Origin of the sequence: Janthinobacterium glycogeni (genome assembly GCF_051380725.1) — a bacterium.
In the GTDB taxonomy this organism is placed as follows: Bacteria; Pseudomonadota; Gammaproteobacteria; order Burkholderiales; family Burkholderiaceae_D; genus Janthinobacterium.
Window position 1 is genome coordinate 1 of sequence record NZ_JBNYXP010000013.1, and the last position, 21,947, is coordinate 21,947.

General features: G+C 63.4%; 19 protein-coding genes and 1 pseudogene. 16 read left to right on the plus strand and 4 right to left on the minus strand.

Annotated features, from left to right (window positions below):
- Positions 1 to 120: 120 nt before the first annotated feature.
- Positions 121 to 2,604: an alkaline phosphatase D family protein gene (locus ACQ4W4_RS23340; protein WP_436543976.1), complete on the minus strand. Its 2,484-nt coding sequence runs from the start codon at positions 2,602 to 2,604 to the stop codon at positions 121 to 123.
- A gap of 143 nt (positions 2,605 to 2,747) precedes the next feature.
- On the opposite strand from ACQ4W4_RS23340, the gene ACQ4W4_RS23345 reads away from it, so the two are divergent.
- From ACQ4W4_RS23345 to ACQ4W4_RS23400, 12 genes are all read left to right on the plus strand, one after another.
- Positions 2,748 to 3,473, plus strand: coding sequence for a YebC/PmpR family DNA-binding transcriptional regulator (locus ACQ4W4_RS23345; RefSeq protein ID WP_152250440.1), 726 nt, complete (start codon positions 2,748 to 2,750; stop codon positions 3,471 to 3,473).
- A 60-nt stretch (positions 3,474 to 3,533) separates the two neighbouring features.
- Entirely contained in the window at positions 3,534 to 4,802 is a 1,269-nt protein-coding gene (gene purD / locus ACQ4W4_RS23350) for a phosphoribosylamine--glycine ligase (protein WP_436543977.1), read from the plus strand.
- 112 nt (positions 4,803 to 4,914) lie between these two features.
- The gene (locus ACQ4W4_RS23355) at positions 4,915 to 5,727 is read left to right on the plus strand and encodes a hypothetical protein (RefSeq protein ID WP_436543978.1); all 813 of its coding nucleotides are present in this window, start codon (positions 4,915 to 4,917) and stop codon (positions 5,725 to 5,727) included.
- 70 nt (positions 5,728 to 5,797) lie between these two features.
- On the plus strand, positions 5,798 to 7,348 hold the full coding sequence (locus ACQ4W4_RS23360; RefSeq protein WP_436543979.1) for a class I SAM-dependent methyltransferase: 1,551 nt from the start codon (positions 5,798 to 5,800) through the stop codon (positions 7,346 to 7,348).
- A gap of 129 nt (positions 7,349 to 7,477) precedes the next feature.
- On the plus strand, positions 7,478 to 8,392 hold the full coding sequence (gene hemF, locus ACQ4W4_RS23365) for an oxygen-dependent coproporphyrinogen oxidase (protein ID WP_436543980.1): 915 nt from the start codon (positions 7,478 to 7,480) through the stop codon (positions 8,390 to 8,392).
- Positions 8,393 to 8,397: 5 nt separating this feature from the next.
- Positions 8,398 to 9,084 (plus strand): nicotinate-nucleotide adenylyltransferase, encoded by a 687-nt coding sequence (locus ACQ4W4_RS23370; protein WP_436544085.1) that lies wholly within the window; start codon positions 8,398 to 8,400, stop codon positions 9,082 to 9,084.
- Entirely contained in the window at positions 9,085 to 9,774 is a 690-nt protein-coding gene (gene rsfS, locus ACQ4W4_RS23375) for a ribosome silencing factor (protein WP_436543981.1), read from the plus strand.
- Positions 9,775 to 9,780: 6 nt separating this feature from the next.
- A complete protein-coding gene (gene rlmH / locus ACQ4W4_RS23380) occupies positions 9,781 to 10,251 on the plus strand; it encodes a 23S rRNA (pseudouridine(1915)-N(3))-methyltransferase RlmH (protein ID WP_034747108.1) in 471 nt (156 codons plus the stop codon).
- A gap of 8 nt (positions 10,252 to 10,259) precedes the next feature.
- Positions 10,260 to 10,880 (plus strand): Maf family protein, encoded by a 621-nt coding sequence (locus ACQ4W4_RS23385; RefSeq protein ID WP_436543982.1) that lies wholly within the window; start codon positions 10,260 to 10,262, stop codon positions 10,878 to 10,880.
- A 41-nt stretch (positions 10,881 to 10,921) separates the two neighbouring features.
- Positions 10,922 to 12,385, plus strand: coding sequence for a ribonuclease G (gene rng / locus ACQ4W4_RS23390; RefSeq protein WP_034747098.1), 1,464 nt, complete (start codon positions 10,922 to 10,924; stop codon positions 12,383 to 12,385).
- A gap of 2 nt (positions 12,386 to 12,387) precedes the next feature.
- Positions 12,388 to 13,176 carry an AraC family transcriptional regulator gene (locus ACQ4W4_RS23395; RefSeq protein WP_436543983.1) on the plus strand — a complete coding sequence of 263 codons (789 nt, stop codon included), beginning with the start codon at positions 12,388 to 12,390 and terminating at the stop codon, positions 13,174 to 13,176.
- Between the two features lie 79 nt (positions 13,177 to 13,255).
- Positions 13,256 to 13,882 carry a LysE family translocator gene (locus ACQ4W4_RS23400; RefSeq protein ID WP_436543984.1) on the plus strand — a complete coding sequence of 209 codons (627 nt, stop codon included), beginning with the start codon at positions 13,256 to 13,258 and terminating at the stop codon, positions 13,880 to 13,882.
- Here the strand turns inward: ACQ4W4_RS23400 and ACQ4W4_RS23405 are convergent.
- From ACQ4W4_RS23405 to ACQ4W4_RS23415, 3 genes are all read right to left on the minus strand, one after another.
- Positions 13,858 to 14,397, minus strand: a complete 540-nt coding sequence (locus ACQ4W4_RS23405) for a hypothetical protein (RefSeq protein WP_226939445.1) — start codon at positions 14,395 to 14,397, stop codon at positions 13,858 to 13,860. The two genes, ACQ4W4_RS23400 and ACQ4W4_RS23405, sit on opposite strands and share 25 nt — an antisense overlap.
- Before the next feature lie 66 nt (positions 14,398 to 14,463).
- Entirely contained in the window at positions 14,464 to 14,943 is a 480-nt protein-coding gene (locus ACQ4W4_RS23410) for a hypothetical protein (RefSeq protein ID WP_436543985.1), read from the minus strand.
- Between the two features lie 109 nt (positions 14,944 to 15,052).
- Complete coding sequence (locus ACQ4W4_RS23415) at positions 15,053 to 16,078, minus strand: LacI family DNA-binding transcriptional regulator (protein WP_436543986.1); 1,026 nt, start codon at positions 16,076 to 16,078, stop codon at positions 15,053 to 15,055.
- A gap of 206 nt (positions 16,079 to 16,284) precedes the next feature.
- Between ACQ4W4_RS23415 and ACQ4W4_RS23420 the strand changes: the two are divergent.
- The 4 genes and pseudogenes from ACQ4W4_RS23420 to ACQ4W4_RS23435 all read left to right on the plus strand — a co-directional run.
- Positions 16,285 to 17,523 (plus strand): annotated as a pseudogene (locus ACQ4W4_RS23420) (malic enzyme-like NAD(P)-binding protein); the annotation flags it as partial.
- 253 nt (positions 17,524 to 17,776) lie between these two features.
- Positions 17,777 to 18,994 (plus strand): O-antigen ligase family protein, encoded by a 1,218-nt coding sequence (locus ACQ4W4_RS23425; RefSeq protein WP_436543987.1) that lies wholly within the window; start codon positions 17,777 to 17,779, stop codon positions 18,992 to 18,994.
- Positions 18,995 to 19,045: 51 nt separating this feature from the next.
- The gene (msbA, locus tag ACQ4W4_RS23430; protein WP_436543988.1) at positions 19,046 to 20,779 is read left to right on the plus strand and encodes a lipid A export permease/ATP-binding protein MsbA; all 1,734 of its coding nucleotides are present in this window, start codon (positions 19,046 to 19,048) and stop codon (positions 20,777 to 20,779) included.
- Positions 20,780 to 20,837: 58 nt separating this feature from the next.
- Positions 20,838 to 21,938 carry a glycosyltransferase family 9 protein gene (locus ACQ4W4_RS23435; RefSeq protein WP_436543989.1) on the plus strand — a complete coding sequence of 367 codons (1,101 nt, stop codon included), beginning with the start codon at positions 20,838 to 20,840 and terminating at the stop codon, positions 21,936 to 21,938.
- Positions 21,939 to 21,947 lie beyond the last annotated feature (9 nt).

Here is a 21,947-nt window from a genome sequence, read left to right on the forward strand (position 1 = left end):
AGCTGATCATCGGCGCCATGATGCGCAAGCTGGTGCACGTGGCATTCGGCGTGCTCAGGTCGGGAAAAATATTTGATCCGGCCTTGCACGCCGCTTGACGGGGATAACAGTATCTACCCTTTACGCCACCACCACCGCCGCCGCACCCGCCGTGACCGTCGCCGTCGTCACGCGCGCAATCACGTTGCCTGGCGCCGCCGTGCCGATCAGTTTATTCACCTGCTTGAACTGCGCCACCAGCTTGCCCGGCGTCAAGGTCACCACCGTGTAACCCTGCGCATCCGTGTTCAGATGCTTGATCCACGGGTTGTTGCCCAGGCCGGACAATTGCTGCGCCAGGCCCAGCAGGGTCGTATTGAAGTCAGCGCTCGCTTTCAAGCCAGCCTGCACGGCCGCCACCGTCGCGTCGAGCTGTGCTTCCGGCACGCCCTTGGCGGCCAGGGCGCCGCGCAGTTGCACGCGCAACTGTTCCAGCAGGCTGTCGACGGTGGGCGCCGCCTTGCCCATGGTGTAGTCGAGCAGGTTGACGTCCAGGTTGACCGTGCCCAGGCCCGTGACGGGAATAGCCAGCGGGTAGCTGACGAGGGTGCCGATATCGCCCATGCTGCCGGCGGCCGACTTCAGGTAGCTGAAGAAGGAATCGGAACTCACGCCGGCCGACACCAGGTCCACCATGACGGGCGTGCCGCCGCCGGCCGCGTCGAAATCATCGCTGACCGTGCCGGCAAAAAACGAGTGGATATCGCCGGTAATCGCCACCACATTGCCGATGGCGTTGTTTTTCAGGTGCGCCATCAGGTTCTTGCGTTCGCTGTTGTAGCCATCCCACTGGTCACAATTGAGCAGGAAGCGCGTGAAGAACGGCGCCAGCGCCGCTTGCTGGCCGGAAGCGGCGACAAAGCTGGACGCGGCGCCCTTGGCCTGCACGTCGGGCTTGATCCAGCCGAAGGCGATCACCTGCGCGGCGGCGGCCGGCGAAGCGCTGTTATAGGCGGCCACCGTGATGCCGGCCTGGGCCGCGCTCAAGCCCGCGCCCACGGCAGCGGCGCCCTGCGCGCCGGCGTTCGCTGCCGCGCCGGCAATGGCCATGGCGGCGGCCTGCGCCAGGGTCGAGGACGCGCCCGCCGTCGAGGCAGCGACGATGGCGGACGCCAGCGGCACGCTGCCGCCCACCAAAGGCAGGGTGCTGGCGATGGCCTGGCCTACGTTCGCCATCGCGCCCAGCGCCAGCAAGGTGGCGATCGCATCCGTGCCATTCAAGCCCATGCGCAGCAGCGACACTTCATTGCCCCACAGCTTCCAGGTGGACGTGGCCGCCTTCATCTTGCTTTTCCACCAGTCGCGCTGCGTGCTGCCCAGCATGCCGACGGCGGCCAGCGGATCCGCGCCGGCCTTGGTGGCGGCCGCCATTTTCTGCCCTTCCACGCTGTCGAACAGCGCTTGCGGCACCAGGTAGCGGCTGCCGATGCTGCCCAGCGGCTTGCCCGTGGCCGGGTTGACGGTCGATTCGGCGATCGCGTGGTCGGCGCGGTACAGGCGCTCGTCCGTCATCACCAGCTGCATCAGTTTGCCGAACTGGAAATCGCGGTAGATCTGGATGTTCTGGAACGTCGTCGCGCCCGCGTCAAAGGTGACGTCGGCCGGCATGTACTCGAACCACGCCTGGTTGGCGCTGCGGCGGCGGGCCGGCTGGTGCAGATCGCTGCCATCAAGCGCCACGATGCCCTCGTAGGTGGAGGCATCCTGCCAGGCGTCGTCCGTGAATTCATGGTCGTCCCAGATGGCGATGAAGGCAAAGCGCTCGTGCACGGCTTGCAGGCGCGTATCGGTGCGGTATTTCTTGTACAGGTAGCGGTAATCGGCCACCGTGGTCGCGTATTTCGCGCCGGACGTGCCGCTTTTATAGGTGCCGTCGGGCAATTTCAGCTGGTCGTGGCGGCTTTCCACGGCGCCGCTCTGGAAGGCCTCACCCACCGTTTCATAGATGTAATCGCCCAGGTGGACGATGAAATCGAGCGATTCGTTGGCGGCGATGTGCGACAGCGCGCCCCAGTGGTTGATGCTCCAGTCCTGGCACGTCAGGTAGGCGAATTGCAGCTGCGATACGTCAGCCGTGGCGGCGGGCGCCGTCTTGAAGCGGGCCACGTTCGAGCGCACGTCGCCGGCGATGAACTGGTAAAAGTACACTTGGCCAGGCTGCAAGCCCGTCACCTTGTGGCGCAGCGTGTTGTCGAAATCGGCCTTCAGCGGCAATTTCGCATCGACGATGGGCGTGCCGGCCAGGGCCGTATTGCCGCCCAGGGCGGCCGTATTGTCGCTGGCGCTGACGATCAGGCGCACGGCCACGTCCGACTTGCCGGCCACGGCGGGCGCGACGGCGTCGAAACTGGCGGGCACGACGCGCGTCCACAGCATGGCGCTGTCGGCGCGCGGGTCGCCCGAGGCCACGCTTTGCGGGAATTTCCAGTCGCTGCCCGACGCCAGGGGCACGCCAGGATCGCTGTGATCGGTGCTGCCGCAGGCGGCAAGGCCGACAGTAGCCACGGAGACGGTGATAAAGCCGCCCAATTTCAGAAATTGCCGCCTGTCCATTTGACTTGCCATGATGTCGCGCCCTCGATATGGTGAAAGCGCGTCACTTTAGCAACAGATTGTGTCATCCTGATGACGGGGCCATGCCGCTTCGCGGGGAGCCGATATGCTAAAATGTCGGCCACAATTGAACACCCGTCTAAGGAAGATTCGACATGGCAGGACATAGCAAATGGGCCAATATCAAGCATAAAAAGGCTGCCACCGATGCCAAGCGCGGCAAAATCTGGACGCGCCTGATCAAGGAAATCACGGTCGCGGCCCGCATGGGCGGCGCCGACGCCATCACCAATCCGCGCCTGCGCCTGGCCGTCGACAAGGCGGCTGACGCCAATATGCCGAAAGACAACGTCCAGCGCGCGATCAACCGCGGCAGCGGCGGCGTCGATGGCGCCAACTACGAAGAAGTGCGCTACGAAGGCTACGGCGTGGGCGGCGCGGCCGTCATCGTCGAATGCATGACCGACAATAAGGTGCGCACGGTAGCCGAAGTGCGCAACGCCTTCAACAAGAACGGCGGCAACATGGGCAACGAAGGCTCCGTCGCCTTCATGTTCCAGCATTGCGGCCAGTTGCTGTTCGCGCCGGGCACCGACGAAGACAAGCTGATGGAAGCGGCCCTGGAAGCGGGCGCCGACGACGTCATCGCCGATGAAGAAGGCGGCTTCGAAGTGGTCACGCCCGTGCACGATTTCGCCGCCGTCAAGGAAGCGCTGGAAGCGGCCGGCTTCAAGGCCGAAGTGGCCGAAGTCATCATGAAACCGGCGACGGAAACCGTGTACACAGGCGACGACGCCGTCAAGATGCAAAAACTGATCGATGCGCTGGAACTGCTGGACGATGTCCAGGAAGTGTTCACCAACGCCCTCATCGAGAATTAATCACTCTGCACACAAGGGCGGCACCGCCGCCCTGCAACCCACACTGAACGAACGGTCCCTATGAAAATTCTGGTAGTCGGCTCTGGCGGCCGCGAACACGCCCTGGCCTGGAAACTGGCCCAGTCCGAACGCATACAGATGGTGTATGTCGCACCGGGCAACGGCGGCACCGCGCGCGATGCGCGCCTGGTCAATCTCGACATCAGCGACCCGCAATTGCTGGCCGACTTCGTTCAGCAGGAACATATCGGCCTGACCGTCGTCGGCCCGGAAGTGCCGCTGGCGGCCGGCATCGTCAACCTGTTCCGCTCGCGCGGCCTGAAAATCTTCGGCCCGACCAAGGAAGCGGCACAGCTGGAGTCGTCGAAGGACTTCGCCAAGGCCTTCATGCAGCGCCACGGCATCCCGACGGCCGCCTACCAGACGTTTTCCGACGTCGCTCCCGCGCATGCCTACGTCGACGCCATGGGCGCGCCCATCGTCATCAAGGCCGACGGCCTGGCCGCCGGCAAGGGCGTGGTCGTTGCCATGACCCTGGAAGAAGCGCACCAGGCGGTCGACATGATGCTGTCCGATAACCAGTTCGGCGACGCCGGCGCGCGCATCGTCATCGAGGAATTCCTCGCCGGCGAAGAAGCGAGCTTCATCGTCATGTGCGACGGCAAGAACATTTTGCCGCTGGCCACCAGCCAGGATCATAAACGCCTGAAGGACCACGACCAGGGTCCGAACACGGGCGGCATGGGCGCGTATTCGCCGGCGCCCATCGTCACACCGGCCATGCATGCGCGCGTCATGCGCGAGATCATCGTGCCGACCATCCAGGGCATGGCCAAGGACGGCATCACGTTTACGGGCTTCCTGTATGCGGGCCTGATGATCGACGACAAGGGCACGCCGAAGACCTTGGAATTCAACTGCCGCATGGGCGACCCGGAAACGCAGCCCATCATGGCGCGCCTGAAAACCGACCTGGTCACCGTCATGGAACACGCCGTCAACGGCACGCTCGACGCCGTGGAACTGGAATGGGACCGCCGCACTGCCGTTGGCGTCGTCATGGCCGCCGCCGGCTACCCGGACGATCCAGTGAAAGGCACGGCGATCGGCGACATCCCGGCCGAAACGCCAGACGCCGTCACCTTCCATGCGGGCACCCGCATCGACGGCGAACGCCTGGTCACCAACGGCGGACGCGTGCTGTGCGTGGTCGGCCTGGGCGACAGCATCAAGATGGCGCAGAAGCAGGCGTATGAGACCGTGGAAAAAATCCATTTCGACGGCGCGCAGTACCGCCGCGACATCGGCTGGCGCGGTTTGAAGCACTAAGCACCCAGCACGCCGCTTTGCGGCAAACGGCGGGGCCGGCGCGGAAGTCATCCGCCCCGGCCCCGTTCATATTGGCGCACCGGGAAAACCGGCTTTGCGCTAAGATGCAGCCATGCCCAGTCCCAGCCAACTCCACCCCGCCCTCGCCCAGGTGCGCCAGCTCGGCCTGATCACGGACGATGAACTCGACGACGCCATCGCCGAACTGGACATTATCGAACTGCAACGCAGCCATAACGAAGACGAGGATATCGACGTGCCGGAGCTGGCCGCTGACGCGGGGCTAGCCGACACCCTGGCATGGCTGCTGCGCACGGACCTGCTGCCGCAGCACGGCTTCCTGCAGCGGGTGCGCGACCTGCCGCGCCAGCATGGCGGCGCGGCCCTGCTCGAGCGCCAGCAACTGGCCGCCGACGCGCTCAAGCTGGTCAACCGCCAGGCCATCGACACCCTGTACGACGTGGACCTGATCGACCAGTGGCAGCGCGACGCCGCGCACGCCAGCTTGCCCACTGACCGCCTGCTCGCCTCGCCGGTTGCCGCCCTGTGCGACATGCTCCGGCAAGGCACCTTGTCCGCGTCCCAATTCGAAGCGCTGCGCCTGCGCGCCCGCCAGCGCGGCTCGGAACTGGCCGTCGTCATCATCGACGCCGCCGCGCGCCAGGCCCGCCGCGAGCTGCCCGCCTATGCGCGCCCGGGAACGTGGCTGAAAGCCGCACTGCTACTGCTGGCATTGGCCTTTGCGGCCAGCGCCATGATCAGCAAGCAGGCGCCCTCTCCCGCCGCTATCGCCGGGCCGGGCGTCGAGCGCAGCGACCTGCAGCCGCGCGCCGCGCAGGCCGTGGAAAGTGCGCGCCTGCCTGGCGCCGGACCAGACCTGTCCGTCACTGTGGTGCAGGACAACGCCGCGCCGCCGGCGCGCTGAACCACAGCGCACTTCCCGCGCCGGCGGTCATGATGGCATACTGCCGTTTTGCCACCAATGCGGGGAAGCCATGGCCTGGAATGAAGGATACGTGTCGGATATCGAGTACACCAACGGTTTTTACAGCGACCTGAGTCCGCATCACCTCAATTTCAGCTGCATCCTCAACGGCATCGAACCGGTCCCCCTGGATCAACCCTACACCTACTTTGAACTGGGCTTCGGCCGCGGCCAGACGCTCAACGTGCTGGCGGCGGCCAATGCCAACGGCCGGTTCTACGGCAACGATTTCAATCCGGCCCATGTCGCCGGCGCACGCGCGCTGGCGGCAAAGGCCCAGTCCAGCAATCTGACCCTGCTGGAACACAGCTTTGAAGAATTGGCGCAGGGCCGCGTGCCCGATCTGCCGCAGTTCGACTTCATTACGCTGCATGGCATCTACACCTGGGTCAACCGGGAGAACCGCCAGCATATCGTCGACTTCATCGCGCGCTACCTGAAACCGGGCGGCATCGTTTCGCTCAGCTATAACGCCATGCCTGGATGGAGTTCCGCCCTGCCGCTGCAACGCCTGCTGCTGGAGTTTGCCGCCAGCTTTCCCGGCCGCAGCGACATGCAAATGCAAGCTGGCATCGCCTACGTGCAACAGCTGCAGAACCTGCAGGCTGGCTACATCGCGGACAATCCCGCACTCGCGCCGCGCCTCAATGCGCTCATCAACAGCGATCCCCATTACAGCGTGCATGAGTATCTGAACCAGGACTGGGAACCGCTGTACCACGCCGACGTGATGCGCGATGTGGCGCGCGCCAAGCTCGATTTTGCCGGCTCCTCCGACCTGCCTTTTGCCTTTCCCGAGCTGTATCTGAACGCCGACCAGCAAGCCACCATCGACTTGCTGCCCGACGCGGCCATGCGCGAAACGATGAAGGATTATTTTCTCAATACCAGCTTCCGCAAGGATGTGCTGGTACGGGGCGCGCGCCGCATGGGGGCCGTGCGCCAGGCCGAATGTTACGCCGAGGTGCACCTGGCCATGCTGGTACCGCGCGCAAAAATGACCTTTACCTTCCAGACCAAGGCGGGCGTAGTGACAGGTAACGAGCAGGTCTACGGCGCCGTCTGCGACGCGCTGGCCAACGGCCCGCATAGCCTGGCCGAATTGGCCGCACTGCCCTCCTTGCCCGGACAGAGCGTGCAAAGCCTGGCGGAGGTGGCGGCCATGCTCGTCACCGGCAGCCAGGTCGTGATGTATTTCCCGAGTCAGGCGCACGCCGGCAGCGGCGACGCAGCCGCGCGCCGCCTGAACCAGACCATCGGCGCGCAGCTGCGCTACGGCGACGATTACCGCATCCTGTGCTCGCCATTGACAGGCAGCGGTATCGATACGGAATTCATCGACCGGCTGCTGTTTTCGCTGCTGACCCAGGAGCGGGAGCAGCCGGACCTGGCCACCCTGCAGGCGCAGGCGGCCACCGCCATGGCGCGCTGCGGGCGCCGCCTGCTCAAGGATGGCGCTGCATGCGCCGACGAGGCGGCGCACCAGCAGCTGCTCAACGCGGCCATCGATGAATTCATGCGGGACACGCTGCCCGTGCTGCAGCAATTGCGCGTGCTGTAGAAGGCGCTGGCCGCGGATGGTGCGCGCGGCCAGCCCAAAACCACAGCGCAAGCGCCGCCCTATCACAAAAACGCGTAACAGGGTACAATCCGTCCTTACTTTTTTATTTCGGCCTCGTCGGCCCACGCGATGTCGTCAACTCCCTCTCCTTCGGCCGTCAAGGCTTATTTGCTCGATTTGCAAAGCCGTATCGTGCAGGCGCTCGAAGCGCAGGACGGCAAGCCCTTCCTGACCGATGCCTGGCAGCGCCCCGAGGGCGGCGGCGGCATTTCGCGGCTGATCGAGGAAGGCAATGTGTTCGAGCGTGGCGGCGTGAATTTTTCGCACGTCACCGGCGCCGCATTGCCGCCATCGGCCGCGGCCGCGCGCCCTGAACTCGGCGGCAAGGCATGGGAAGCGATGGGCGTGTCGCTGGTGCTGCATCCGCGCAATCCCTACGCGCCCACGGTGCACATGAATGTGCGCTTTTTCAGCACCGTGAATACCGATGGCGAACCCGTATGGTGGTTCGGCGGCGGCATGGACCTGACGCCGTACTACGGCGACGCGGGCGACGTGAAGCACTTCCACCAGGTGTGCCATGACGCGCTGGCGCCGTTCGGCGGCGAACTGCATCCGAAGTTCAAGCAGTGGTGCGACGATTATTTCTACCTGAAGCACCGGCGCGAAGCGCGCGGCGCAGGCGGGATCTTCTTCGACGATTTCAACGCCCTGGGCTTTGACGACAGCTTTGCCATGATGCGCAGTGCAGGCGACGCCTTCATCGACGCCTATGTGCCGATCCTGGCGCGCCGCAAGGACACGCCGTACGGCGAACGCGAACGCGATTTCCAGTGCTACCGGCGCGGACGCTATGTCGAGTTCAACCTGGTGTTCGACCGCGGCACCCTGTTCGGCCTGCAATCGGGCGGACGCACCGAGGCGATCCTGATGTCGATGCCGCCCGTGGTCAAGTGGCGCTACGACTGGCACCCGGAAGCGGGCAGTCCCGAAGCGGCGTTGTATACTGACTTCCTCGTGCATCGCGACTGGCTGCAGGCGTGACGGAAATCGGCACGGCGGGCAGTACGGCGCGCAATACCCCATGCGTGACGCTGTTGGGCGGCAGCTACGATCCGGTGCACATGGGCCACGTCGCGCTGGGCACGCATTTTTCCCGCCTGCTGCACGCCGACGAACTGCGCGTGATTCCGGCCGGCGCGCCCTGGCAAAAGAGCAAGCTGGGCGCCACCGGCCAGCAGCGCGCCGAGATGGCCAGCCTGGCCTTTGCCGGCCTGCCCCTGCCTGTGGTGATCGACCGCCAGGAAATCGAGCGCAGCGAACATGGCCAGGCCAGCTACACCATCGATACCTTGCGCCAGGTACGCGCCGAGCTGGGACCGCGCGCCTCCATCGTTTTCCTGATGGGCGCCGACCAGCTGCAGCGGCTCGCGACATGGCGCGAATGGCAGCAATTATTTGAATACGCGCATATCTGCGTCGCGGCCCGCCCCGGCTTCGCGCTGAATGACACAGCAGTACCGCAAGTGGTCGCCGACGAATTTTCGCGCCGCCTGGGGTCTCTGGAAAGCATCCGCAACACGCCGCACGGTCTGACTTATCTGGCACAGGACTTCGCGGTGGATATCTCCGCCACCGAAATACGTGCGGCATTACAACGGGGGAATCGGGCAAACTCGCTTCTTTCCCCGCTAGTGCTAGACTATATTGAACAACATAATTTATACAAAAGCTAAATGGACATCAAAAAACTGCAAACCCTCGTCGTTGACGCCCTGGAAGACGTCAAAGGCCAAGACATCGCCGTCTTCGAAACGAGTCATCTGACCAGCCTGTTCGACCGCATCGCGATCGTCTCCGGCACCTCGAACCGTCAAACCAAGGCGCTAGCCGCCTCGGTGCGCGACAAGGTCAAGGACGCCGGCGGCCAAATCATCGGCATGGAAGGCGAGGAAACCGGTGAATGGGTGCTGGTCGATCTGGGCGACATGATCGTCCACATCATGCAAGCGCCTATCCGCGCCTACTACCGCCTGGAAGAAATCTGGGGCGACACCCCGGTCAAGCTGGGTGCCGCCAAGCGCGCGCCGAAAAAAGCGGCCGGCGACGAGCCGAAAAAGGTCAGCGGCCATCTGGCGGCAAGCAAGGCCAATGTGGAAGCGACGCCCGTGATCGAGAAAAAGGCGCCTGCGAAGAAAGCTGCGGCAACCACCGCCGCCAAGAAAGCACCGGCGAAAAAAACCACCGCTTCCAAAGCTGTCGGCAAGACCGTGAAAGTCGCGCCTACGAAAACCGAAGCGGCTGCCGTGAAAGCCTTGAAAGCGCTGCCGGAGAAAAAAGTACGCGCCCCACGCGCGGCCAAGCCGGCAGCCGATGCTGCACCGGCAAAAACCGTGATCAAGCGTATCAAAAAAGTCGAAGCGTAAGCCTCGATGCAGCTCATCATCGCTGCGGTCGGCCATAAAATGCCGGCCTGGATAGAGACGGGCTTCGCGGAATACGCGAAGCGCATGCCGCCGGAATTGCGCATCGTGCTGAAAGAAATCAAGCCGGTGGAGCGCTCCGGCAGCAAGACCGCCGCCACGGCGATGGCGCTGGAACGCGAGCGCATCGAAGCCGTCCTGCCCAAGGGCGTGCGCATCATCGCCCTCGACGAACGCGGCAAGGACCTGACCAGCGTCGGCCTGTCGCAGCAATTGATGGCGTGGCAGCAGGATGGCCGCGACACGGCTTTCCTGATCGGCGGGGCCGACGGCCTCGATCCGCAACTCAAGGCGCGTGCCGAAGGCATGCTGCGCATTTCCAGCATGACCCTGCCGCACGGCGTGGTGCGCGTGATCCTCGCCGAGCAGCTCTATCGTGCCTGGTCGATCACGCAAAACCACCCTTACCACCGCGTCTGAACTCCCCCATGAAAACGGCTGATCACAAGATCTACCTCGCTTCCAAAAGCCCGCGCCGGCGCGAACTGCTGCGCCAGATCGGCATCGATTTCGAATTGCTGCTGCTGCGCAGCGATGGCCCGCGCGGCGCAGACGTCACCGAGGAAATCCTCCCCGGCGAGTCGGCGCTCGATTACGTGGCCCGCGTGTCGAATGAAAAAGCCGCCTTCGCGTGGGATCTGGTGCGCCGCCGCCACCTGACCCCGCGCCCCGTGCTGGCGGCCGACACCACCGTCACCATCGACGGCGTCATCCTCGGCAAGCCGGCCGACCGGGCGGAAGCTGTGGCGATGCTGCAGCAGCTGTCGGGCCGCACGCACGAGGTGCTGACCTCGATCGCCGTGCACTACAAGGATTTCGCCGAACAGCGCACGCAAGTGTCGCAAGTGCGCTTCGGCGTGCTTTCTCCCGCCTCGATCGCCGCCTATTGCGCCACGCCGGAACCCTACGACAAGGCCGGCGGCTACGGCATCCAGGGCAGCGCCGCGCTGTTCGTCGAGCATATCGAAGGCAGCCATTCCGGCATCATGGGCCTGCCCCTGTACGAAACCGCACAGTTGCTGCGACTGGCAGGTTTGCCCCTGCCCTGATCGGGTATGATGTCATTCGTTGCCTCCACTCCCGCGCCTCCATGAACGAAGACATCCTGATCAATATCACGCCGCAAGAAACGCGCGTCGCCCTCATCCTGCAGGGCGCCGTGCAGGAATTGCACATCGAGCGCACGCTCACGCGCGGCCTGGCCGGCAATGTGTATTCCGGCAAAGTGGTGCGGGTGTTGCCGGGCATGCAGTCGGCTTTCATCGACATCGGCCTCGAGCGCGCCGCCTTCCTGCACGTGGCCGACATCTGGGAAGCGCGCGGCCACGACGGCCAGAACGCGACACCGGCGCCGATCGAGAAAATCCTCTTCGACGGCCAGGTGCTGACGGTGCAAGTGATCAAGGACCCGATCGGCACCAAGGGTGCGCGCCTGTCGACGCAGATTTCCATTGCCGGGCGCATGCTGGTGTACCTGCCGCAAGACAAGCACATCGGCATCTCGCAGAAAATCGAAAAGGAAGCGGAACGCGAACAGCTGCGCGTGCGCCTGCAAAGCCTGCTGCCGCCCGATGAAAAAGGCGGCTACATCGTGCGCACCATGGCCGAGGACGCGTCCGACGCGGACCTGAAGGCGGACGTCGACTACCTGAGAAAAACCTGGAGCACGATCACGCACGGCGCGCGCACGCGCCCGGCCACCAGCCTGCTGCACCAGGACTTGAGCCTGGCGCAGCGCGTGCTGCGCGACTTCGTCGGCGATGAAACGGCCACCATCCAGGTCGATTCGCGCGAAAACTATGTGAAACTGCGCGAATTCGCGGAAATCTACACACCCAGCGAACTGACGCGCCTGCAGCACTACACGGGCGAGCGCCCCCTGTTCGACCTGTACGGCGTGGAAGAAGAGATCTTGCGCGCGCTGGGCCGCCGCGTCGACCTGAAATCGGGCGGCTACCTGATCGTCGACCAGACGGAAGCGATGACCACCATCGACGTCAACACGGGCGGCTTTGTCGGCGGGCGCAATTTCGCCGACACCATCTTCAAGACCAACCTGGAAGCGGCGCACGCCATCGCGCGCCAGCTGCGCCTGCGCAATCTGGGCGGCATCATCATCCTCGACTTCATCGACATGGACAACGCCGAGCACCGCAACGCCGTGCTGGCCGAGCTGAAACGTACCTTGTCGCGCGACCGCACCAAGGTGTCGGTGAGCAACTTCTCGCCGCTGGGCCTGGTGGAAATGACGCGCAAGCGCACGCGCGAATCGCTGGCCCACATCCTGTGCGAACCGTGCCCGGCCTGCGCCGGCAAGGGTCAGGTCAAGACCTCGCGCACGATCTGCTATGAAATCCTGCGCGAACTGCTGCGCGAGGCAAAACAGTTCAACCCGCGCGAATTCCGCATTCTCGCCTCGCAGGAAGTGGTCGATCTGTTTTTGGAAGAAGAATCGCAGCACCTGGCCATGCTGGGCGACTTCATCGGCAAGAAAATCTCGCTGCAGGTGGAGAACGCCTACCACCAGGAGCAGTACGACGTGATTCTGATGTAGCCATGCCGGGCACCACCGCCTTCTGGCGCGACCCGTTTCTCCCCCATGTGGAGAGCCGGCGCGCCTGCCACAGCCGGGCATGCTACAAGCCGCACAGCCACCCCACGTTTTCCATCGGCGCCGTCGATTCTGGCGGCAGCATCTTTACGGGCAGCAAAGAGGGCAAGGTGGCCCTCGGCAATGGCAGCCTGGTGCTGGTGCCGGCCGGCTGCGTGCACGCCTGCAATCCCCTGCCTGACGCCGTCTGGAGCTACCAGATGCTGCATCTCGATGCGCAGTGGCTGCAGACGCACGCGCCGGCGCTCGATGGCGACACGGCGACGGTATTGCAGTGCCCGCTGCTGTACGCGCAGTTTTGCGCCATGCATGCGCTGCTGTTTTCAACGGCCAGTGCGGCGGAGAAAAATGCGGCGCTGCTGGCGTTCCTGGGCGCCTGCGCCAGCGCCCAGGCAGACCTGCTGCCCTCGGAACGCAAGCCGCTGCCGCAGCAGCTGGCGCCCGTGCTCGCAACGCTGCAGGCGCAGCCCTCGGCCAGCCTGCGGCAACTGGCGCAAGCGGCAGGCCTGAGTCCTTATCAATTGATCCGCGCCTTTCGCGCCGCCACCGGCATGACGCCGCATGCCTACCAGCTGAACGCGCACGTCAACCGCGCGCGCAGCCGCTTGCAGGCGGGGACGGCGTTGGCGCAGCTGGCGCATGAGCTCGGCTTTGCGGACCAGAGCCATCTGCAGCGCGTGTTCAAGGCGCATGCGGGCATCACGCCGGGACGCTATCGCGGCCAAGGCGGCTAAAGCGCCTGCAATTTTCTTCAATACGGGCCGCCGCCAGCCCCTGCATACTCGCGCATCGCCATTGCCCGAGCCGAACCCCATGCAGGATTTCCTCTTCATCGCCGCCGCCCACTTTCTTTCCCTGCTGTCGCCCGGTCCCGATTTTTTCCTGATCGCGCGCACCTCGCTGGCCCACGGCTGGCGCGGCGCCGCCGGCACGTGCGTAGGCATTACCGTGGCCAATGCGGTGTTTATCGTGGCGGCGTTTGCGGGACTATCGGTGCTGAGGGCGGGCAGTACGGCATTCATGCTGGTGCGGCTGGCGGGATGCGCCTATCTGCTGTACCTGGGCTGGCTATTCCTGCGCCATGCGGGCAAGAGCAGCCTGGAGGCAAAGCCCGCCACCGGCAAGGCACGCTGGCGCGGCGGTGTCGCGATGGGGTTTGTCTCCGCCATCCTGAACCCGAAGAATGCGCTGTTCTATGTCAGCCTGGCCACCGTACTGGCCGCCAGGCAGACGAGCCCCGCTGCAATGGCGGCGTATGGCGCGTGGATGGTCTTTGCCGTGCTGGCGTGGGATATGGCGGTGGCGCTGGCCATCGGCAGCGCCGCCCTGCGGCAGCGCTTTGCGCGCGCGCTGCCGTCGCTGGAACGGCTGTCGGGCGTGGTGCTGATCGTGCTGGCGCTGGTGCTGCTTGCGGATCAGGCTGGCAGCGGATCCAGGTAAAACACGGCATACACTTTCAAGGGCGTGGTTTCCGTCGCCTTTTCCGAGCGCACGACAGAGCAGTCGTCGGCGGCCAGGCTGCGCCAGTTCTGGATGCCCGCCTTGGCGAACATCGCGTGCGCGGGGGCGTTGGCGGCCAGGTCCAGCACCAGGCAGGCGTTGCGCGGGCCGGCGCCGTAGTTGACGGCGCGGATCTCGATGCCGAAGGTCGTCATCCACGGTTCCCACAAGCCTTTTTCCTTGCCTGCGGCCATGCGCTCGAGCATCTCGCCGAACGTCAAACCTTTCTTGACGGTATCGCGCAATGCTTGCAACGACGGCGCCAGGCGCGGATCGGGCTGCTTGTTGCCGGCGCGGATCTCGGCGATCGCCTTCAATTCCTTGATGATGGCCGCATCGCGCTCCGTGTAATCGCGCATGCGCGCGTAAAACTCGGCGTCGAGGAAGGGATTGACGGTCAGCTTGGCGACGCCCTCTTCGCGGCGTTTCGGGGAAGGCGTGTTGGTTTTGGTCATGGCGGTAGAGGGCAAGAGAAACGATGAGGGGCGCCAGTTTAACATCATGGCGCGCCGGCGGCGCCGTTAGCGCCGCTTTAATGTTGCGCCTGGCGGGTGCGGGGCCGCCACTGCGGCGCGCGCACCAGGGCGCATGAAGTCGCGCCGCGGCCCGAACAGGAAAACGGCGCCCGCATACAGTCGCGCCAGGGGGAAGCGCACCTCCCTGAGCAACTGGTGGAAAATGGCGATCGACTGCGCGCGGGTGACGGGAATCTCGGCGCGCCACTGGCACAGCACGTCATGCACGAGGCTGGCATGGTAGGTGGCGGGCAAGCCCAGGTGCTGCGCGCCATCGGGCGTGCCCACATAAAACAGGCCGAGCACACTGATACAGGGCGAACAGCCATCCCAGGCATAGCCGGCGCGGATGCGGATCGCCGATTCGCGTATCGTCACCCACTCGTTCTCGAACTCTATGCCGTCAAGCAAGGGCGAGCAATAGCCATAGTCGCTATCCAGCGCATAGCGCCAGGCGCTGCCGGGCATGCCGAAGTTTTTCGGCATCAGCGGCCTCCCTGCTGTGCTTGCTTTGCTCTCGTCGCCATGACGTTGCCTTGATAATTATCAATATCAAGATTTAAACATACTCGGACGAAAGAAGGGCAAGAAGGTATCAGGCGCGCGGCGCGGCCGTCGATTCGCGCACCACCAGTTCCGGTTTCAGGCGCACGTCGATCACCGGGGAGTCGGGCGAGGCGATGGTTTGCAGGATCAGCCGGGCCGCCTCCGTGCCGATGCCATGGTGGCGGATGCGGATGGTGGTCAGGGGCGGACGGATCATGTCCATGTAGGGCATGTCGTTGTGGCCCACCACGGAAATATCTTCGGGACAGCTCAAACCCAGTTCGCGGATGGCGTCGTAGCAGCCGAGGGCCACCAGGTCGCTGCCCGTCACCACGGCCGTCGTGCGTGGCGACTGGCGCAGCAGTTCCAGCAGGGCCGCCTTGCCGCACTCGCGCGAATAGCCGCTGCTTTCAAACACGAACGCTTGCGAGCGGTCCAGTTCGCTGGCCTGGATGGCGGCCAGGAAACCGAGACGGCGCACATGGCCTGTGGACAGGTTTTCCGGGCCGGCAATGTGCGCGATATGGCGGTGGCCCAGCGCCAGCAAGTGTTCCACAGCCAGGCGCATGCCCACCACGTCGTCGCTGACGACGCAGGAAGCGACGCCCGTCTCGTCGCTGCGGTTGACGGTGACGACGGGCACATTCTGATCGATGCACATCTTGATGACGGGATCGTCGCGCCGTGCCGTGGCCAAAATCAGGCCGTCAACCTGCTGCCCCAGCAGGCGGTTGATGACGAACAGCTGCTCTTCCTCGTCGGCGCCCACGTTGGCGACGATGGCCAGGTAGCCGTGCTTGCGCAAGCCTTCCTCGATGCCCAGCAAAATCGGCGGGAAAACGGCGTTGGTGATGTCGGGCAAGACCACGCCGATGATGCGCGACTTGCGCGTGACGAGGGTCGAGGCGGCGCGGTTCGGCCGGTAGCCGAGGCGGCCCGCTTCGGCCAGCACGCGCGCGGCCACCTCGGCGCTGACCATTTGCCGCGTTGCCGGGTTCATCACGCGCGACACGGTGGAAAAGTGCACGCCGCTGGCCCGCGCAACGTCGCTTAAGGTGGGGTTCTTGTTTGTCATGGGCTTCCCGGATCGCAATACGGTGATTTTATCGTAAAAATTCCCCATTTCGTCAAAAACCGAGCAAACGCTTGCATTGAAATAAGGCCGTTCCCCAAAGCGGTTTTGGTACACTTAAGTACATTCCAGCCTTGACAGCGTGCAAACGCTTGCATACCATGGCTCGGACTTACCACTCGGGCCTGGTTGCCCCTCCCAGAATTCCTATGTCTACTTCGCACAGCAAGCATGCCGAACAGAACGGCGAAACCTTCAACCTGAAAGAAGCCGCCCTCGCCTATCACGCGGAACCCCGCGCAGGCAAGATTTCCGTCACGCCAACCAAACCCCTGGGCGACGCCCGCGCCCTGACCCTGGCGTACTCGCCGGGCGTGGCCTTCGCCTGCGAAGCCATCGTGGAAGATCCGCGCGCGGCCGGCACCTACACGTCGCGCAGCAACCTGGTGGCCGTGATCACGAATGGCACGGCCGTGCTGGGCCTTGGCGATATCGGCCCGCTGGCCAGCAAACCGGTCATGGAAGGCAAGGCCTGCCTGTTCAAGCAGTTCGCCGACGTCGACGTGTTCGACATCGAACTGGCCGAGAACGATCCCGACCTGTTCATCGACACCGTGGTGCGCATGGAGCCGACCTTCGGCGGCATCAACCTGGAAGACATCAAGGCGCCCGACTGCTTCTACATCGAACAGCAATTGCGCAAGCGCATGAACATTCCCGTCTTCCATGACGACCAGCACGGCACGGCCATCATCGTCGCGGCCGGCATCCTGAACGGCCTGGAACTGGTGGGCAAGGATATCGGCAACGTCAAGGTGGCCGTCTCGGGCGCGGGCGCGGCCTCGATCGCCTGCCTGGACCTGCTCGTCTCGCTGGGCCTGAACAAGTCGCTGCTGAAAGTGTGCGACAGCCAGGGCGTGATCTACCCGGGCCGCGATGCCAGCATGGAAGAGAACAAGGCGCGCTACGCGAACGATACGAGCGACCGCGACCTGGCCGAGGCCATGGTCGGCGCCGACATCTTCATCGGCGTGTCGAAGGGCGGCGTGGTCAGCGCGCAGATGGTCGAATCGATGGCCGCCAAGCCGTTGATCTTCGCCCTGGCCAATCCGCATCCGGAAATCGCCCCGGAAAAAGTGCACGCCGTGCGCGACGACGCCATCGTGGCCACGGGCCGCTCGGATTATCCGAACCAGATCAACAACGTGCTGTGCTTCCCCTACATCTTCCGCGGCGCGCTCGACGTGGGCGCCACCACCATCAACGAAGAAATGAAGCTGGCCTGCGTGCGCGCCATCGCCGCGCTGGCAAAAGAACCGTTGCCGGGCCACGAAACCAGCGCCTTGAGCCCGCTGCAACTGATACCGTCGCCGTTCGACGAGCGCCTGCGCAGCTGGGTCGCGCCTGCCGTGTCGCAAGCGGCCATCGCCACCGGCGTGGCCACGCGCGTGCCAGCGGGCGCCTGATCCACAAGGCAGGGACTTTCTGCCTTGCCAAAATAACAGCAAGTTACCATTGCTTACAAAAAAACCATGGGTCAAAACCATGGTTTTTTCGTTTATACCCTTGGGTTTGGCTAATTGCTTTCCAAAAAGCAATTTTTACGTCGGCGTTTTTGCATGAACCTTCGATTACAATGACGCCTGCTTTATGTTGCTACAGTTGCCATCATGGCGACGACGTGCGTTACCAAGGATATTCATGCTCGGCTTGACCTCTGTTTGTGTTTTTCTCTTTTCGGCATTGGCGTTGGCTGTCACCAGCGGATATTCCCTTGGCGCGCTGGTTCTGCTGCTGGCCAGCAGCTGGTTGCTATGGAAACGTCCCCGCCTGAACCTGCAGCGCCGCGATTATCTGATACTCGGTACCCTGCTGCTGTACTTCGCCGTCTTTACCGCCAATATGCTGTATCACGGCGATCCGGCACGCGAACTCGACATGCCCCTGCGGGCACTGCTGGCCGTGCCCGTGCTGCTACTGCTGCTCGCCTATCCGCCGCGGCCCGCAGCCTGGTGGGGCGGTGTCGCCATTGGCGCCATTGCCGGAGCAGCATTGGCTTTTTGGCAATTCTTTGCCAATGATATTAGCCGCCCCCAAGCGGCAACGAGCAACGCCATCCATTATGGCAATGTAAGCATGCTGCTGGGTATGCTATCGCTGTGCGGCGTCACGTGGGCACGCGCTCAAGCGCACCAGCGCCTGTGGACAGTGCTGATGCTGTGCGGTTGCATCGCTGGAATTGCAGGTTCGATCATCAGCGGTAGCCGAGGTGGCTGGCTGGCGTTGCCGATCTGTGTGTGCATCATCACACTGCATCATGCTAAAAAACACGGCAATCGCTATCTTTTCAGCATCGCCGCCATTTTTGTGGTGCTGGGAACGCTGGTCTATACCCTGCCCAACTCGCCGGTGCGGGAGCGCAGCGTAGCCGCCATCAACGAACTCAACAGTTTTAAGGATTCCGGCAATATATACTCTTCAGTTGGCCAGCGCGTTGAAATGTGGCGTTCCGCGCTGCGCATGTCGGACGAAAACCTTTTGCTGGGCATCGGCCGTAATGGCTATCTGGAGCAAAAACAAGAGTTGGCAGCGGAAGGCAAGATGAATGCCGTGGCGCGCGATTTCACGAATGCTCACAACGACTATATCGATTCACTGGTCAAACGCGGCCTGCTTGGCCTGGCAGCATTGCTGGCGTTATTTTTCCTCCCACTGAAGCTATTTGGTCAGGCACTGAACAATACAGGGAGTGGAGAAACGGCTCAGCCCTATGCACTGGCCGGTGTCATTTTACTTTCCTGCTATATCACGTTCGGCTTGACGACGAACTCGCTCACCCTGAATATCGGCATCATCATGCTGGTGTTCCCGATGGTGATATTGTGGACCCTGTTGCGCCAGCAAGAGCGTACCGCTTGAGCTCGTTTTTCGCCTGACCGTTTTTGCTGCCCCCTGCAAGGAACCATACTGATGCTGACGCCCGACCTGAAGCGCCTCACCGCGCTGCACGCGCCGTATAAAAAACACCTGGCTCTGGCCCTGCTGGCGATGGTCGTCACGGCGGGCACGGAACCGCTGCTGCCGTATGCGCTCAAGTTGCTGCTCGACAATGGTTTTGGCGGCAAGGTGAGTTTTTCCTTCTGGCTGGTGCCACTGATCGTCATCGGCATCTTTGCCATCCGCGGCGCCTCGACGTTTGCCAGCAGCTACCTGATGAGCTATGTCTCCACGCGCATCCTCAACGAATTGCGGCGCCGGATGTTTGCCAGCATGCTGAACTTGCCCATCGACTTCTACAACACGCACACGGTGGGCAAGGTCATCAACTCCATCATGTTCGAGGTGCAGCAGATCATCGAGATGGTGACCAAGGTGTTTACCTCGATCGTGCGCTCCTCGCTGACCGTGCTGGGCTTGCTGGCATGGCTGCTGTACCTGAACTGGGCACTGACCCTGGTCACCCTGGTGCTGCTGCCCGTGCTGACCATCGTCGTGCGCACCACGGGCAAGCGCCTGAAAAAACTCAACCGCGACTCGCTGGCCGTCAATGCCGAGCTGACCCAAGTCATCGAGGAAACCACGCGCGCGCAGCAAGTGATCAAGATCTTCGGCGGCCAGGCCTACGAGAAAGCGCGCTTCGAAGAACGCGCCGAACAATTGCGCCGCTACAGCATGCGCATGACCACGACCTTTTCCGCCACCGTACCCATCACGCAGGTGATCACGGCCGCCGCCGTGGCCCTGGTCATCGTGATGGCACTGTTCCAGTCGGAGCAGGGACAGATCACGGTCGGCGGCTTTGTCTCCTTCATCACGGCCATGCTGATGCTGCTGACGCCCTTGAAGCAACTGGCCGAAGTCAACGGTCCCCTGCAGCGCGGCATGGCCGCCGCCGAGGAAGTCTTTTTGCTGATCGACAAAACGCCGGAACGCACGGGCGGCAAGCCGCTCGCTGGCCGCAGCAAAGGCTGCATCGAGTTCAAGGACGTGAGCTTTGCCTACCCCGGACATCCGGAACCGGCCCTGCGACACATCGACCTGCACATCGCGCCAGGACAAACGGTCGCCTTTGTCGGCATGTCCGGCGGCGGCAAATCGACCCTGGTCAGCCTGCTGCCCGGCTTTTACTCGGCCAGCAGCGGTGAAATCTTGCTCGATGGACAGAATATCGATGCCATCGCCCTGACCAGCCTGCGCAGCCAGATCGCCATGGTCAGCCAGCAGGTGGTGCTGTTCGACGATACCCTGGCCGCCAATATCGCGTATGGCGATGCGGTCCCGGACCGGCAGCGCATTGAGGCGGCCGCCGCGGCCGCCTTCTTGTCGGACGTCATCGACGGCTTGCCCGACGGCCTGGAAACGCGCCTGGGCGACAATGGCTCGCGCCTGTCCGGCGGCCAGCGCCAGCGCGTGGCCATTGCCCGCGCGATCTACAAGGATGCGCCCATCCTGATTCTCGATGAAGCCACCTCGGCACTGGATACGGAGGCGGAACGGGCCGTGCAAGCGGCACTGGAACACCTGATGCAAGGAAAAACCACCTTGGTTATTGCTCATCGCTTATCAACAATTGAACGTGCGGACCGTATCGTGGTATTGTCACATGGGAAAATAATGGAAACCGGCAGTCACCAGCAATTATTGGACGCCAACGGCGCCTATGCCAATCTGCATCGCCTGCAATTTTCCCAGCAAGTGGCATGACACCATTCCACCCAGTGGTATGACACCATCGAATGAATACCTGAAATCGTACTGATACATGACGCCCTTGATTCCCGCCGAACTGCTACAAAAGTCGGACAAAATTCTGTTCATCGCCCATCTGGCGCTGGGAGACTTCACCTACCTGCAAAACGGCTTCCGCGCCTTTGCCGTGGCCTACCCGCATATCCAGATCCACCTGTGGGTGGACGAAGTCCGACGCACGTCCGACGCCAAACAATGGGAAAGCTTGCGCACCTATTCGCTGTACGACTGGGTGGAACAGTCGGGCCTGTTCGCCAAGGTCTACCGCAAGACGTACAGCCCCGCGCTGTACGAAGAGTCGCTGCGCGAAGCCAAGGCGGAGCGCTATCCTGTCGTCGTGTCGCTGGCCCACGTACGGCCGCAACAATATGCGGACCTTGCCCGCGCGATCAGCCCGCACGGGCTGGTGATCGGCACGCGCAAGCCGTTCAGCCCCTTGCGCCCCTGGCATTACCTGGCCTACCGCAAGATCGATGCCGTGCTGGCCTCGTATGCGGGACAGGATGCCGGCGAACACCATATCAGCAGCGTGTATGCGGACTGGTTCCATCAATTGACGGGACTCGACATTCCCGTGGCCGAACGCTATCCCTTCGTGCACATTCCCGAACACGCATTGCAGCAGGCGCAGGCGCAGCTGGCCGCCTGGGGCTTTGCCCCGCGCCAGGGTCCGCTCGTGCTATTGAACCCGTTTGCCAAGTCGCACAAGCGCGGCTGGCCCCTGGAGCGCATTGCCGAGTTGATCATGCGCATGCAAGCGATGCCGAAATGGCAGCATGCCTGCTTCCTGATCAATGCCATGCCGCAGGAACTGGCCAAGGTGGATGCCGTCGTGCAGGCGCACAGCCTGCCACGCACGCAAGCCTTCAGTGCCGTCGACAACTTTTTCCAACTGCCGGCCATGCTGGCGCAATGCGACCTGATTATTTCGGTGGAAACATCGATCATGCATCTGGCGAACGCCGTGCATGTGCCCGTAGTGGCATTGATGCGCAAGAAGAATCCTGAATGGGCCCCCTTCGACAGCGCCAACAGCACCGTCATCACGGTGGCGCGGCGCAGCGACTGGGTCAAGGCGATTTCAAGCGATCAGGTATTGAAGGCCATCGCCTAGGGAACGCGT

Bases quoted from the DNA above. Each gene is read 5' to 3' on its own strand.
- ACQ4W4_RS23415 (WP_436543986.1), bottom strand. From the start codon at position 16,078: ATGACAAACAAGAACCCCACCTTAAGCGACGTTGCGCGGGCCAGCGGC.
- ACQ4W4_RS23395 (WP_436543983.1), top strand. From the start codon at position 12,388: ATGCCGGGCACCACCGCCTTCTGGCGCGACCCGTTTCTCCCCCATGTG.
- ACQ4W4_RS23405 (WP_226939445.1), bottom strand. From the start codon at position 14,397: ATGACCAAAACCAACACGCCTTCCCCGAAACGCCGCGAAGAGGGCGTC.
- rlmH (WP_034747108.1), top strand. From the start codon at position 9,781: ATGCAGCTCATCATCGCTGCGGTCGGCCATAAAATGCCGGCCTGGATA.
- rng (WP_034747098.1), top strand. From the start codon at position 10,922: ATGAACGAAGACATCCTGATCAATATCACGCCGCAAGAAACGCGCGTC.
- ACQ4W4_RS23355 (WP_436543978.1), top strand. From the start codon at position 4,915: ATGCCCAGTCCCAGCCAACTCCACCCCGCCCTCGCCCAGGTGCGCCAG.
- ACQ4W4_RS23385 (WP_436543982.1), top strand. From the start codon at position 10,260: ATGAAAACGGCTGATCACAAGATCTACCTCGCTTCCAAAAGCCCGCGC.
- ACQ4W4_RS23345 (WP_152250440.1), top strand. From the start codon at position 2,748: ATGGCAGGACATAGCAAATGGGCCAATATCAAGCATAAAAAGGCTGCC.
- ACQ4W4_RS23410 (WP_436543985.1), bottom strand. From the start codon at position 14,943: ATGCCGAAAAACTTCGGCATGCCCGGCAGCGCCTGGCGCTATGCGCTG.
- ACQ4W4_RS23360 (WP_436543979.1), top strand. From the start codon at position 5,798: ATGGCCTGGAATGAAGGATACGTGTCGGATATCGAGTACACCAACGGT.
- msbA (WP_436543988.1), top strand. From the start codon at position 19,046: ATGCTGACGCCCGACCTGAAGCGCCTCACCGCGCTGCACGCGCCGTAT.
- rsfS (WP_436543981.1), top strand. From the start codon at position 9,085: ATGGACATCAAAAAACTGCAAACCCTCGTCGTTGACGCCCTGGAAGAC.
- ACQ4W4_RS23340 (WP_436543976.1), bottom strand. From the start codon at position 2,604: ATGGCAAGTCAAATGGACAGGCGGCAATTTCTGAAATTGGGCGGCTTT.
- hemF (WP_436543980.1), top strand. From the start codon at position 7,478: ATGTCGTCAACTCCCTCTCCTTCGGCCGTCAAGGCTTATTTGCTCGAT.
- ACQ4W4_RS23425 (WP_436543987.1), top strand. From the start codon at position 17,777: ATGCTCGGCTTGACCTCTGTTTGTGTTTTTCTCTTTTCGGCATTGGCG.
- ACQ4W4_RS23400 (WP_436543984.1), top strand. From the start codon at position 13,256: ATGCAGGATTTCCTCTTCATCGCCGCCGCCCACTTTCTTTCCCTGCTG.
- purD (WP_436543977.1), top strand. From the start codon at position 3,534: ATGAAAATTCTGGTAGTCGGCTCTGGCGGCCGCGAACACGCCCTGGCC.
- ACQ4W4_RS23435 (WP_436543989.1), top strand. From the start codon at position 20,838: ATGACGCCCTTGATTCCCGCCGAACTGCTACAAAAGTCGGACAAAATT.